Annotated in this window: 11 protein-coding genes; 6 read left to right on the plus strand and 5 right to left on the minus strand. The window is 63.7% G+C overall.

The window, feature by feature from the left end; translation table 11 throughout:
* Positions 1–135 precede the first annotated feature (135 nt).
* Together EU800_RS06285 and EU800_RS06290 are read left to right on the plus strand one after the other, a co-directional pair.
* Positions 136–735: a L,D-transpeptidase gene (locus EU800_RS06285; protein WP_129629702.1), complete on the plus strand. Its 600-nt coding sequence runs from the start codon at positions 136–138 to the stop codon at positions 733–735.
* A gap of 144 nt (positions 736–879) precedes the next feature.
* The gene (locus EU800_RS06290; protein ID WP_129629704.1) at positions 880–1062 is read left to right on the plus strand and encodes a hypothetical protein; all 183 of its coding nucleotides are present in this window, start codon (positions 880–882) and stop codon (positions 1060–1062) included.
* Between the two features lie 103 nt (positions 1063–1165).
* Here the strand turns inward: EU800_RS06290 and EU800_RS06295 are convergent, their stop codons facing one another.
* Positions 1166–2059, minus strand: a complete 894-nt coding sequence (locus tag EU800_RS06295; RefSeq protein WP_129629706.1) for a ribokinase — start codon at positions 2057–2059, stop codon at positions 1166–1168.
* 4 nt (positions 2060–2063) lie between these two features.
* Complete coding sequence (locus EU800_RS06300; RefSeq protein WP_129629708.1) at positions 2064–4319, minus strand: NADP-dependent malic enzyme; 2256 nt, start codon at positions 4317–4319, stop codon at positions 2064–2066.
* Between the two features lie 168 nt (positions 4320–4487).
* On the opposite strand from EU800_RS06300, the gene mutS reads away from it, so the two are divergent.
* Positions 4488–7118, plus strand: coding sequence for a DNA mismatch repair protein MutS (mutS, locus tag EU800_RS06305; protein ID WP_129630005.1), 2631 nt, complete (start codon positions 4488–4490; stop codon positions 7116–7118).
* An 80-nt stretch (positions 7119–7198) separates the two neighbouring features.
* On the opposite strand, the gene EU800_RS06310 is transcribed toward mutS, so the two are convergent.
* Positions 7199–7777 carry a nucleotide exchange factor GrpE gene (locus EU800_RS06310; protein WP_129629710.1) on the minus strand — a complete coding sequence of 193 codons (579 nt, stop codon included), beginning with the start codon at positions 7775–7777 and terminating at the stop codon, positions 7199–7201.
* An 8-nt stretch (positions 7778–7785) separates the two neighbouring features.
* On the minus strand, positions 7786–8820 hold the full coding sequence (gene hrcA / locus EU800_RS06315) for a heat-inducible transcriptional repressor HrcA (protein WP_371685588.1): 1035 nt from the start codon (positions 8818–8820) through the stop codon (positions 7786–7788).
* A gap of 153 nt (positions 8821–8973) precedes the next feature.
* Here hrcA and rph point away from each other — a divergent pair, with 153 nt between their 5' ends.
* From rph to hemW, 3 genes are read left to right on the plus strand one after another with little or no spacing between them, the layout of a single operon-like run.
* On the plus strand, positions 8974–9687 hold the full coding sequence (gene rph / locus EU800_RS06320) for a ribonuclease PH (protein ID WP_129629714.1): 714 nt from the start codon (positions 8974–8976) through the stop codon (positions 9685–9687).
* A 1-nt stretch (position 9688) separates the two neighbouring features.
* Positions 9689–10300 carry an RdgB/HAM1 family non-canonical purine NTP pyrophosphatase gene (gene rdgB, locus EU800_RS06325; protein ID WP_129629716.1) on the plus strand — a complete coding sequence of 204 codons (612 nt, stop codon included), beginning with the start codon at positions 9689–9691 and terminating at the stop codon, positions 10298–10300.
* Complete coding sequence (gene hemW / locus EU800_RS06330; RefSeq protein WP_129629718.1) at positions 10260–11459, plus strand: radical SAM family heme chaperone HemW; 1200 nt, start codon at positions 10260–10262, stop codon at positions 11457–11459. The genes rdgB and hemW overlap by 41 nt, the downstream gene beginning before the upstream one ends.
* A 102-nt stretch (positions 11460–11561) precedes the next feature.
* Here hemW and EU800_RS06335 read toward each other — a convergent pair whose 3' ends face one another.
* Positions 11562–12479 (minus strand): ParB/RepB/Spo0J family partition protein, encoded by a 918-nt coding sequence (locus EU800_RS06335; protein ID WP_129629720.1) that lies wholly within the window; start codon positions 12477–12479, stop codon positions 11562–11564.
* Positions 12480–12486 lie beyond the last annotated feature (7 nt).

Raw genomic sequence — 12486 nt, forward strand, 5'->3', positions numbered from 1 at the left:
CACATCCCTCTAGCCGGAACCCCCGGGCGTTTCAAACACTTCGAGATCGCCTCAGCAGCGTTTGATTTGCGATCACGGGTCCGACGCAATAGAATTCGCCGTCAAGCAAGCGCGGCATTCATCGACGAGGACAACATGAACGATTCGAAATGGACCCGGCCAGACCGACGGAGCGTGCTCGGCGCCGGTGCGGCCCTTCTCGGCGGGTTGGCGACGCCTGCCTTTGCGCAGAGTTCGGTCTTCGAGCCCATCCCGGAGAACGATCCCGAAGTTCGCCGCAACATCTCGAGTTTCCGCGCCTTGAACTGGCAACCCTACTTCTCGTCGACGGCGGGAGGCGCCATTCTGGTGGACACGACGTCCCGCGCGCTGCACTTCTGGTCCGCCGATCAGACGATCTACAAGCTCTACCCGACCTCCGTTCCGGTCTCAGAAGAGCTGACCCGGCGCGGCCGGACTTCCGTGGTCCAGAAGGTCGAGGGCCCGTCCTGGTCACCCACCCCGTCGATGAAGATACGCAACCCGGAATGGCCCGATTACGTACCCCCGGGACCCGACAATCCGCTCGGTACGCACGCGCTCTACCTCAGCTGGAAATACTACCGAATCCACGGAACGCATGACACGCGCAAGATCGGGCGACCGTCTTCCAACGGCTGCATCGGCCTCTACAACGAGCATATTGCAGAACTTTTTGCGCTCGTGTCGCCCGGTGCGCAGGTGTTGCTAATTTGACGACATCCCACCGATGGTGCGCAACGGCCTCGCGTGACCAATTGCCAAAAGGGGATTCCTCTGCAAGGAATTGAGCACGAGGTACGACTACTTGGGGCGCGGGCGTCCTCACTAACCACGTCCGCGCATTAACTGGAGGTTAACATGAAAAAGTTCGCTCTCGCTGCTGTCCTTTCGCTCGCGGCGACCGCCACTTTCGCCGGCGGTTATTCCGAGCCGGTCATCGAGCCCGTCATCATCGAAGAAGAGACCGGGTCCTCGAGCGGCGTGTGGATTCCGCTTCTGATCTTCGCTGTGATCGCCGCTGCTGCGGCTGGCAGCCACTAAGATCTTGCGTTGAAGACATTGGGGAAAGGCGGGTCGCAAGGCCCGCCTTTCTTCGCTTGTACCGCATGGACACAGTGGCGCAGCAGCCCCTTGGGTGACCGGGTTAGCCGGCTGTCACCGCTTCGCTCCGAAATATCCGAACTTCGTCGAGCGTCGGGATCGCCTCGGATGTCCCCGCCCGGGTGACCTTCAGAGCCGCAGCTGTTACTGCCAGCTCCAGACATTCGACGACCGGCGCGCCCTGGTCACGGCCGGCACAGAAATATCCCGCGAACGTATCTCCCGCCCCGGTTGTATCCACGGGATCGACCGTTGGCGCCGAAACCTTCAGGGTCTCGCCGCTGTTGAGGTCGTGCCAGGTTGCCCCCTTCGCACCTTCGGTCACGATGAGTTCCGCGACCGGGAGCTCCGAGAGCGGAACACCCAGGGCACCGGAGAGCGACTCGGCCTTCGTGGCGCTGAGCAATAGCAGGTCGACAAAGGGAAGCAGGTCGTTCACCGCTGCATTCTCGAGCGGCGCGGCCGAATAGGCGACGCGCATTCCCCGCGAACGCGCCCGTCTTGCTGCATATAGCTGCGCGTTGGTCTCGTTCTGAAGCAGCAGCATGTCGCCGGCCTGCGCACGCGCGAGGGCCGTCTTGACGTCCGCCTCTTCGATCATCCGGTTGGTACCGGGATAGATCACGATCCTGTTCTCGCCATCCGGCTCGACAAAGATAAGTGCGTGGCCGGAGGGCTTGCCGAGCTCGATGGCGACATGCGTCACGTCCACGCCCATCGATTTCAGCTGCTCCACCGCCCAGACCCCGTCATCACCGACCGATCCGATATGATGCACCTGCGATCCCGCACGCGCCGCCGCGACGGACTGGATGACGCCCTTGCCGCCTAGCCCGAGGGAACAGTCATGGGCGACTACTGTCTCGCCGTTCAGCGGACAGCGATCCACTCTGTAGAAGCTGTCCGCGTTGATGGCACCGAGGGAGTAGATCGCCATGGGATCACCCGATCTTGCAGGCGGCGATGGCGGCCATGTGCAGGATGTCGTTGACCGTGGAGCCCATCGGACAGATCTGGATTTGTGCTCCGACACCGGCGAGGATTGGCCCGATGATCGTCGCACCCGCCATTTCCTGCAGCAGTTTCACCGAGATCGAGGCCGAATGGCGCGCCGGCATGACGAGGATGTTTGCCGGTCCGGAAAGCCGGCAGAACGGGTAGAGCGCCATCTGCTCGCGGTTGAGCGCCACGTCGATGGTCATCTCGCCATCATACTCGAAATCCACGCCGCGCCTGTCGAGCACGCTCGGCGCAATATGCATCTTGTGCGCCCGCTCCGAGAGCGGGTAGCCGAAGGTCGAGAAGCTGGCAAAGGCCACGCGCGGCTCCAGTCCGAGCCCGCGCGCCACCCGGGCGGCAACGATCGCGATATCGCCGAGATCCTCCTCGTCCGGCCATTCGTGGACCAGAGTATCGGCGACGAGCACGATCCGGCCATTGTGCAGCACCGCGGTGACGCCCACCGCGCCATCCTCGGCCGAAGCGGGGAACACGCGGTTCATCTGGTGCAACACATGCGCAGCCTTGCGCGTCACGCCGGTGACCAGCCCGTCGCCATGACCGTGCGCCAGCATCAGCGCCGAAAAGACATGCCTGTCGCGTGCCGCCATGCGGTAGATGTCTGAAGAATCGAACCCCTTGCGCTGAAGCTTCTTGTAGAGAAACGCCGTGTAGGCCTCGAGATGGCGTGTGTTGCCGGCATTGACGACCGTGAGCTCCCGCCAGGCTTCGCCCATGCCTGCTTCTTCCAGCGTCCGCTTCACCTCGCTTTCGCGCCCGACAACCAATGCCTTTCCGAACCCCTGCCGCTGATAGGCGACCGCGGCGCGCAACACGCGCGGATCGTCGCCCTCGGCAAAGATCATCCGCGCCTGCGCCGCCTTGGCGCGGGCCGAGATCGAGGAAAGAATCGTCGCGGTCGGGTCCATCCGCGCGAGCAGCCTTTCCCGGTAGGCGTTCATGTCGACGATCGGACGGCGGGCGACTCCGGTATCCATGCCGGCCTGCGCGACCGCGGGCGGGATTGTGTAGATCAGCCGCGGATCGAATGGCGTCGGGATGATGTAGTCGCGCCCGAAGCTCAGTTTCCGGCCATAGGCCATGGCAACTTCGTCCGGCACATCCTCGCGGGCCAGTGCCGCCAGCGCCCGTGCGCAGGCGAGTTTCATCTCGTCGTTGATCGCCCGGGCATGGATGTCGAGCGCTCCGCGGAAGAGATAGGGGAAGCCCAGCACGTTGTTGACCTGGTTGGGATAATCGGACCGGCCAGTAGCTACGATCGCATCGCCGCGAACCTCGCTGGCCTCCTCCGGGGTGATCTCCGGATCCGGATTGGCCATGGCGAAGATGATCGGGTTGTCGTTCATCGACGCGACCATCTCCTGCGTCAGCGCGCCCTTAGCAGAAACGCCGAGGAAGACATCGGCGCCGCGCATCGCGTCTTCCAGCGTGCGATCGTCGGTCTTGGCGGCATGAGCCGATTTCCACTGGTTCATTCCCTTCTTGCGGCCCTGGTAGATCACGCCCTTGGTGTCGCAGACGATGCAGTTGTCATGCGGGGCGCCCATCGTCTTGATCAGCTCGAGACAGGCAATGCCGGCCGCGCCCGCACCGTTCAGAACGATCTTGCAGTCTTCGATCTTCTTACCGGTCAGCGTCAGCGCGTTGATCAGGCCCGCGGCACAGATCACGGCCGTTCCGTGCTGGTCGTCGTGGAAAACCGGGATGTCCATCACCTCCTTGAGCTGCTGCTCGATGATGAAACATTCGGGCGCCTTGATATCCTCGAGATTGATGCCCCCGAAAGCCGGCCCCATCAGCTTAACCGCGTTGACGAAGGCCTCCGGATCCTCCGTGTCGAGCTCGATATCGATCGAGTTGATATCGGCGAAACGCTTGAAAAGAACAGCTTTTCCTTCCATCACCGGCTTCGAGGCCAATGCCCCGAGATTACCGAGACCGAGGATTGCGGTGCCGTTGGAGATCACCGCGACCATGTTGCCCTTGGTCGTGTAGTCATAGGCGCTCTCCGGGTTCGCCGCGATGGCCTCGACAGGCACGGCGACGCCGGGCGAATAGGCGAGGCTGAGGTCGCGCTGCGTGGTCATCGGTTTCGTGGCCACGACCTCGAACTTGCCGGGGCTCGGTTCCTGATGATAGTGCAGCGCTTCGTCGGAGGTAATCTTGGTCTTTGGCATGGCCGCCTCTTTTCCCCGGTCTTTTATTCGAGATCTCGAATATCTCTCCTTTCGGAGAAAAGCGAAACCGCCGATTGACGCGGGCAGCACATCTTCAAAGCGGCGCGCGCCTCGCGTAGGCTCCCCGCGAGGCAGAAACGAGCGGGGAGCCAAGTGACCGTCACGCCAATGATGGCGCAATACCTGGAGATCAAGGCGGATCACCCGGAAGCGCTGCTCTTCTACCGCATGGGCGACTTCTACGAGATGTTCTTCGACGACGCGGCGGCGGCGGCGGCGGCGCTCGATATCGCGCTGACAAAGCGGGGCAAGCATGCGGGCGAAGACATTCCAATGTGCGGTGTGCCGGTTCATGCCGCCGAGGGGTACCTGCTGACATTGATCCGGAAGGGGTTTCGAGTCGCGGTCTGCGAGCAGATGGAGGACCCCGCCGAGGCGCGGAAGCGTGGTTCGAAATCGGTGGTAAAGCGCGAAGTCGTGCGGCTGGTGACGCCCGGAACGCTGACCGAGGACAGCCTGCTCGAGGCGCGGCGCAACAATTTTCTCTGCGCCATCGCGCAGGTACGCGAGGAAGCCGCGCTGGCTACGGTGGACATCTCGACGGGCGAGCTGCGCGTCAGTCCCTGCCCGCTGGTCCGGCTCGGCCCCGAACTGGCGCGCCGCGCGCCGCGGGAGGTGCTGGTCGCGGAAAACACCGAGTCTCTTTTATCCGACCTCATTTCTGAATCCGGCGCCGCGCTGACCCCGCTTTCTCGCAACACCTTCGACAGCGCCGGCGCCGCGCAGCGGCTGCGCGAGGTTTTCGGCGTCGCCGATCTGGCCGCGTTCGGTGCGTTCGGCCGGGCGGAACTCGGCGCACTCGGCGCGATCGTCGCCTACCTGGAACTGACCCAGAAGGGCAAACTACCGCTGCTGCGCCCGCCGCAGCGGGATCTCGGCACCGAGGTCATGCAGATCGACGCGGCAACGCGCCGCAACCTGGAGCTCACCTCCAGTCTGTCGGGCGGCCGCGACGGCTCGCTGCTTTCGGCCGTTGATCGCTGTGTGACCGCCCCCGGCGCGCGGCTGCTCGCGCGGCGGATCGCCAGTCCGTCCTGCCGGGTGGAACAGATCCACGAACGGCTCGATCTCGTCGGACTTTTCGTCGAGGATATCGACGCCTGCGAAACGCTCCGCGCCGCCCTGCGCAAGGTTCCGGACATGGACCGCGCGCTCTCCCGGCTCTCGCTCGAACGCGGCGGCCCGCGGGACCTCGCGGCGATTCGCGCCGGGCTCCGCCAGGCGGGCGAGATCGCAGGGCAAATCCATGCACTGCCGAATGCGCAGTGGCTCCTGCCGATGGTCGCCGGGTTGCAGGACCACGCGGAGATCGTGGAGCTTCTCGATCGTGCGCTCGTCGCCGAGCCGCCGCTCATGGTCCGAGACGGCGGGTTCATTGCCTCCGGTTTCGACGCCGACCTGGACGACGCCCGCACGCTCCGCGACGAAGGTCGCGGCGTGATCGCTTCGCTGCAGACGCGCTACGCCGGCCAGACCGGAATAGCCTCTCTAAAAATAAAACATAACAATGTCTTAGGGTATTTCATCGAGACGACGGCGACACATGCGGACAAAATGTTGTCGCCGCCACTCTCCGAGACCTTCATCCACCGGCAGACTACGGCCAATGCCGTGCGCTTCGCCACGGTCGAGCTCTCCGAGCTGGAAACCCGGATCCTGAATGCGGGCAACCATGCGCAGGAAATCGAGAAACGGCTCTTCGAAAACCTGCGCGCCCGCATCCTGGAGGCCGCGGGCGACATCGGCACGGCCGCGGCAACGCTCGCGGAGCTCGACGTTGCTGCCGGACTCGCGGATCTCGCGCGGTCGGAGAACTGGTGCCGGCCGGCCGTCGACGAAAGCCGGGATTTCGATGTCGCCGGAGGGCGTCATCCAGTCGTCGAGCTGGCGCTCAAGCGCGACGGCAGGACCTTCGTCGCCAATGATTGCAGCCTGACCGCCGAGGATGCCTCCGCACATATCCGCCTGCTGACCGGTCCGAACATGGCAGGCAAGTCGACCTATCTCCGGCAGAATGCGCTGATCGCGCTTCTGGCTCAGATCGGAAGCTACGTGCCTGCCGAATCCGCCCGGATCGGCCTGGTTTCAGCGCTGTTCAGCCGCGTTGGCGCCTCGGACGACCTTGCCCGGGGGCGCTCAACCTTCATGGTCGAGATGGTCGAAACGGCGACGATCCTGAACCAGGCAGACGACCGCTCGCTGGTGATTCTGGACGAGATCGGCCGCGGCACGGCGACCTATGACGGGCTTTCCATCGCCTGGGCAACGCTGGAACACCTGCACGGCGAGAATCGCTGTCGCGCGCTCTTTGCGACGCATTACCACGAACTCACAACACTCGCGGCCAAGCTTGACGGGGTGGAGAACGCGACCGTGGCTGTCAAGGAGTGGGACGGCGAGGTGATCTTCCTGCACGAAGTCCGCGACGGGGCGGCGGATCGTTCTTACGGCGTGCAGGTCGCGCGGCTCGCCGGCCTGCCGCAATCCGTGGTCGAGCGGGCACGGGTCATTCTCGAGCTTCTCGAGAAGGGTGACCGCGAAGGTGGAAAGCGCCAGCTCGCGTTGGTCGACGACCTGCCGCTCTTCTCGGCCGCATCGACGGCGCCCGCTCGAGCGGCGTCTACGAAACCTGATCCGCTCAGGCAGAAAATCGAGGAACTTCAGCCGGATGACTTGTCCCCGAGAGAGGCGCTGGAGCGCCTCTATGAGCTCAAGTCAATCGCCAGTCCGAGCCAGTAGGCGCTCTCCGCCTTCCTCTGCTCGGAAACGTCCACACCGGAGGCACGCCGCGCCGGCGGCGTTCCCCTCGCGATGTTCCCTCAGGAAGCGGGCGTCGAGGAGACGCCGACCTGCGCCGGGCGCAGCAGCCGGTCGTGCAGGAGGAAACCCACGGCCATGACCTGAATGATATCGCCCGCAGCGGTATTCGGCAGCGGCGCCTCGAACATTGCCTGGTGGATCTGTGGGTCGAACTTGTCTCCGACGTCCGGCTTCACGAGCGTGATCCCGTGCTTTGCGAAGACGTTCAGCAACTCGCGCATGGTCAGTTCGACGCCTTCGATCAGCCCGGCCGCTTGTTCGCGTTGCTCGTCCGTCGCCGCCTCGAGGGCACGGCTCAGATTGTCATATACCGGCAACATGTCTCGGGCGAGCTTCGAGCCACCGTATTGCTCGGCCTCGCGACGGTCGCGCTCGCCACGCTTCCGGGAGTTCTCGGCATCGGCGAGCGCGCGCATGAATCGGTCGCGGAACTCGTCGCGTTCGGCCCGGAGGGCTTCCAGCTCGTCGGTCTCGGCCAACGGGTCACTCATATAGTCCTCGGCCTCCTCTGCGAGACCCTCGAGGGAAATCTCCTCGGTCGCCTCGTCTCGTTTTTCCTCTTGCTTCTCGTCGGCCATTCTTCGCCTTAACTCCGGTCCGATATCATCCTGCCCACGAGCTGCGCGGTGTAGTCCACGATGGGCACGATGCGTCCATAATTCAGTCGCGTGGGCCCGATCACGCCAACCGCACCCACGATCTTTCGATCCGCGTTCATATAGGGAGAAACCACCAGAGAGGAACCCGAAAGTGAAAAAAGCTTGTTCTCCGATCCGATAAAAATGCGCACGCCCGCGCCCTCGTCGGTGAGCTCCAGGAACTCGGCAATGTCGCGCTTGCGCTCGAGGTCGTCGAAGAGCGATCGGATGCGGTCGAGGTCTTGCGCCTCCGTCCCCACCTCGAGCAGATTGGCACGCCCGCGGACGATCAACCGCTCGGGCGATTCCTCCGTGTCTGCCCAAGTGGCGAGCCCGCTTTCGACCAATTCTCGCGCGAGACTGTCGATCTGCTGCTTCCGGGCCTCGATCTCGCGGGCAATGACATCGCGCAGCTCGCTCACCGTGCGGCCTTCGGCGAGCGCGTTCACGAAATTTGCTGCCTCCCTCATGGAGGCCTGGGTCTGGCCCGGCGGCGGGGTGAAGACGCGATTCTCGACCTGTCCGTCGGAGAATACCAGAACCACCAATGCGCGGTCGGGCGCAAGCTGGACGAATTCGATATGGCGGATCGGCGCCTCATGCTTCGGCGCAAGCACTAAACTCGCCACCTGCGTGGCGCCTGACAGCGCGGCCCCGACCCGACCCATCAGGTCCCCGATATCGCTGTCCCCGTTGCCGAGGGTCGCATCGATGCGCTCCCGGTCCTGCGCATCCAGGTCGCGCACTTCCAACAGGCCGTCGACGAACATCCGCAGGCCCTGCTGCGTGGGGATCCGGCCGGCGGAGACATGCGGCGCGGCGAGCAGGCCGAGATGTTCGAGATCCTGCATCACGTTCCGGATGGTCGCCGCAGAGACCTTTTCCGACATCGACCGTGTGAGCGTGCGGGACCCGACCGGGTCGCCCGACGACAGATAACCCTCGACCACGAGACGGAAAACCTCGCGGGAGCGCGCATTCATCTGCTCAAGAAGTTGGCTCGTGTCGTTCACGGATCCTTCCCGATCTCCATGATGTCTCTACAGGATGTAGGTGTCGGGGTGGGTCAGGGTCAATCGGGCTTGCATCACAAGCGGGTGGGGGTCAAGACGGGTCAACCGAAAAGGAGATTGCCGATGCGCCCGTCCGGCCGCGAGACCAACCAGATGCGCGAGATTTCGATCGAAACCGGGGTGACCCGGCATGCCGAGGGGTCCTGCCTGATCCGCTGTGGCGGCACGCATGTGCTCTGCACGGCGTCGATTGATGAGCGCGTCCCGCCATTCCTGAAGAACTCGGGACTGGGCTGGGTGACCGCGGAATATGGAATGCTGCCGCGGGCGACGCATACCCGGATGAACCGGGAGGCGAAGCGCGGCCAGTCAGGACGGACGCAGGAGATCCAGCGTCTCATCGGGCGTGCCTTGCGTGCGGGCGTCGACCGGGTGGCGCTCGGGGAGCGGCAGATCGTTGTCGATTGCGACGTGATTCAGGCCGACGGCGGGACGCGCTGCGCCTCGATCACCGGCGGCTGGGTGGCGCTGCGCCTGGCGGTGAACAAGCTCATGAAGGCGGGCGACGTGATCTCCGATCCGCTCACCGATCATGTTGCGGCCGTCTCCTGTGGGATCTATGCCGGCCAGCCGGTGGTCGATCTCGACTATCTCGAGGACAGCGAGGCCGGGACGGACGCGAATTTCGTCCTGACCGGACGTGGACGGCTGGTCGAGGTCCAGGCCTCGGCGGAAGGTGCCACATTCGGGCGAGACGACCTTGAGACCCTGATGGATCTCGCGGTGGCCGGGACGTCCGAATTGGTGGCCGCACAGAAAGCGGCCGTAGGGGCCTGAGATGCGCCGATTCGAGGGCAAGAAACTCGTCATCGCCACGCATAATGCCGGCAAGCTGCGCGAAATCGGTTCGCTGCTCGCGCCGTTCGGCGTTGAGGTGACATCGGCCGGCGCGCTCGGGCTAGAGGAGCCGGAGGAAACCGAGGATACTTTCGCTGGCAATGCAAGGATCAAGGCGCATGCAGCGGCGCGGGCCTCTGGATTGCCGGCACTGTCCGACGACAGCGGGCTGAGCGTGGATGCGCTGGGCGGTGCTCCCGGTGTCTACACCGCCGACTGGGCAGAGACGCCGACGGGCCGCGACTTCAACCTGGCGATGCGGAAAGTCTGGGAAAAGTGCGAGAAGATTGCTGCACCGGAACCTCGCGTGGCGCGGTTCCATTGCCTGCTCTGCCTCGCCTGGCCGGATGGGCATGACGAGATTTTCGACGGAAAGGTCGAGGGCCACCTGATCTGGCCGATTCGGGGAGAACATGGCTTCGGCTTCGATCCAATGTTCCAGCCGGTTGGCGAGACGGAAACCTTCGGGGAGATGGACCCGTCCCGGAAGCACGCGATGAGCCACAGGGCCGATGCCTTCGCCAAACTCGTTGCGGGGTGCTTTGCCGCTTGATGACTGGCAGAACGCGGGCTTCGGTCTGTATCTGCACTGGCCATTCTGCCAGTCCAAATGCCCCTATTGCGATTTCAACTCTCATGTCGCCAAATCCATCGACCAAGCGCGCTGGACGGAGGCGTTCCGGCGCCAGATCCGGGCGGCTGCGGCGGTGGTCCCGGACCGGAAACTCGATTCGGTCTTCTTCGGGGGCGGGACGCCCAGCCTGATGGCACCGGAGACGGTGCGTGCGATCCTCGAGGAGATCCGGGAATGCTGGTCGGTGTCCAACAACTGGGAGGTGACCCTTGAGGCCAATCCGGGGTCGGTCGAGGCAAAGCGGTTCGAAGGCTATCGCGAAGCCGGTGTGAACCGGATGTCGCTCGGGGTTCAGGCGCTGAACGACACCGATCTACGGCGCCTTGGGCGGATGCACTCGGCACGCGAAGCGCGTGAGGCCTTCGTGCTGGCGAAGGCGGCATTCGATCGGGTGTCCTTCGACCTGATCTATGCGCGTCAGGACCAGACGATTGCGGAGTGGCAGGAGGAGCTGAATCGCGCATTGGAAATGGCGATTGACCACCTGTCCCTCTATCAACTGACGATCGAACCCGGAACCGCGTTCGGGAAACGCTTTGCCGCTGGCGGGCTAAGGGGCCTTCCAGACGAGGATCTGTCCGCCGACATGTATGACCTAACGGTGGAGACCTGTGCGGCACGCGGTCTCGACCTCTATGAGATCTCTAATTTTTCTCATCCGGGATCCGAATGTCGACACAATATATTGTATTGGACGGGTGGAGACTACGTAGGTATTGGGCCCGGTGCCCATGGAAGGCTGACCCTTGACGGGCGCCGTCACGCCACCGTTTCGCCATCAAGCCCGGAAGCATGGCTTGGCGGGGCGGAAAACGCACCGGGTGTCTTCTGGCAGGCAGAGCCTCTGTCCGGTCAGGAATGCGCGGAAGAATATCTGATGATGGGCCTTCGGCTGGTGTCCGGGATTTCCTTTGGCCGGTTGATGCAGATGGGCGCCGATGCCGGGATGGAATCCAGGATCCGGGAAATGGAGCAAGCCGGCATGATCGCCTGGTCCGGTGACACGATTCGGGCGACGAAAGGGGGGCGCAACGTGTTGAACGCCGTGCTGCGTGAACTGCTGGTGGGAGCGCCTTAGACTGTTCGATGCGGGCCATCGCCCAAGTTGGCGTGGCCCGGCGGGACATTTGCACGGATATCGAGCTTCCTTTCCGGCGCGCGATGGAACCGTTGCCTGTCGCTACGGAAGTTCGTCCAGCGGACCTGCCGAGAGGCGCTGACACAACGCGTCCAACTGATCCAGCGAACGGTACTGGATGACCATTCTCCCGGATCCGTCGACATCGAGATGTTCGATGCTGACCTTCATCCTGAGATTTGCCGATAGATCCGATTCGAGGGCCCGTGTGTCCGCATCCTTTTCGCTATGACGTCCGAGTTTCTTGCGGCCGCTTCCTTTCGGATTGGTGCTGCGGGTTGCGAGCGCCTCGGTTTCGCGGACGGAGAGGCCCTTCGAGATCACTTGCCGGGCGAGGTCGGCCGGCGCTTCGGCGGTGATCAGCGCCCGGGCATGTCCCGCCGAGAGCCGTCCGTTGCGCAGGTATCCCTGCACTTCGTCCGGAAGCTGCAAAAGGCGCATCACGTTCGCGATGTGACTGCGACTCTTTCCGAGCGCCTGGGCCAGTCTCTCCTGCGTATGCCCGAATCGTTCGGTCAGCTGGCGGTATCCGAGTGCTTCCTCGATCGGGTTGAGATCGGCCCGCTGGACGTTCTCGATGATGGCGATCTCAAGAACTTCAGAATCATCGAACTCCCGAAGAAGAACAGGGATTTCATGGAGTTGTGCGATCTGGGCCGCGCGCCAGCGACGTTCGCCCGCGACGATCTCGTACCGGTCTCCGTCGCGCGGACTACGGCGGACGATGAGCGGCTGGATCACGCCCTTCTCGCGAATCGACGCAGCGAGGTCCTGAAGGGCCTCTTGCGAGAAATCCTTCCGCGGCTGGTCCGGATTGGGTTCGAGCGCCTCGATCGGCAGAACATGTTCCGGGACGGCCGCTGTGGCGGTCTCCGCCTCCGCTGAGTCGGTTGACACATCGGCCATAAGAGCCGAGAGACCTCGTCCCAATCCCCGGTTTTTTCTTGGTTTCTTTTCCATCATGGCC

The organism is Tropicimonas sp. IMCC6043, from assembly GCF_004146235.1.
Lineage (GTDB): Bacteria > Pseudomonadota > Alphaproteobacteria > Rhodobacterales > Rhodobacteraceae > Tropicimonas.

Excerpts from the sequence above, each read along its gene's own strand:
- EU800_RS06285 (WP_129629702.1), top strand. The coding sequence starts at position 136 with ATGAACGATTCGAAATGGACCCGGCCAGACCGACGGAGCGTGCTCGGC.
- EU800_RS06290 (WP_129629704.1), top strand. The coding sequence starts at position 880 with ATGAAAAAGTTCGCTCTCGCTGCTGTCCTTTCGCTCGCGGCGACCGCC.
- EU800_RS06295 (WP_129629706.1), bottom strand. The coding sequence starts at position 2,059 with ATGGCGATCTACTCCCTCGGTGCCATCAACGCGGACAGCTTCTACAGA.
- EU800_RS06300 (WP_129629708.1), bottom strand. The coding sequence starts at position 4,319 with ATGCCAAAGACCAAGATTACCTCCGACGAAGCGCTGCACTATCATCAG.
- mutS (WP_129630005.1), top strand. The coding sequence starts at position 4,488 with ATGATGGCGCAATACCTGGAGATCAAGGCGGATCACCCGGAAGCGCTG.
- EU800_RS06310 (WP_129629710.1), bottom strand. The coding sequence starts at position 7,777 with ATGGCCGACGAGAAGCAAGAGGAAAAACGAGACGAGGCGACCGAGGAG.
- hrcA (WP_371685588.1), bottom strand. The coding sequence starts at position 8,820 with ATGAATGCGCGCTCCCGCGAGGTTTTCCGTCTCGTGGTCGAGGGTTAT.
- rph (WP_129629714.1), top strand. The coding sequence starts at position 8,974 with ATGCGCCCGTCCGGCCGCGAGACCAACCAGATGCGCGAGATTTCGATC.
- rdgB (WP_129629716.1), top strand. The coding sequence starts at position 9,689 with ATGCGCCGATTCGAGGGCAAGAAACTCGTCATCGCCACGCATAATGCC.
- hemW (WP_129629718.1), top strand. The coding sequence starts at position 10,260 with ATGCCTTCGCCAAACTCGTTGCGGGGTGCTTTGCCGCTTGATGACTGG.
- EU800_RS06335 (WP_129629720.1), bottom strand. The coding sequence starts at position 12,479 with ATGGAAAAGAAACCAAGAAAAAACCGGGGATTGGGACGAGGTCTCTCG.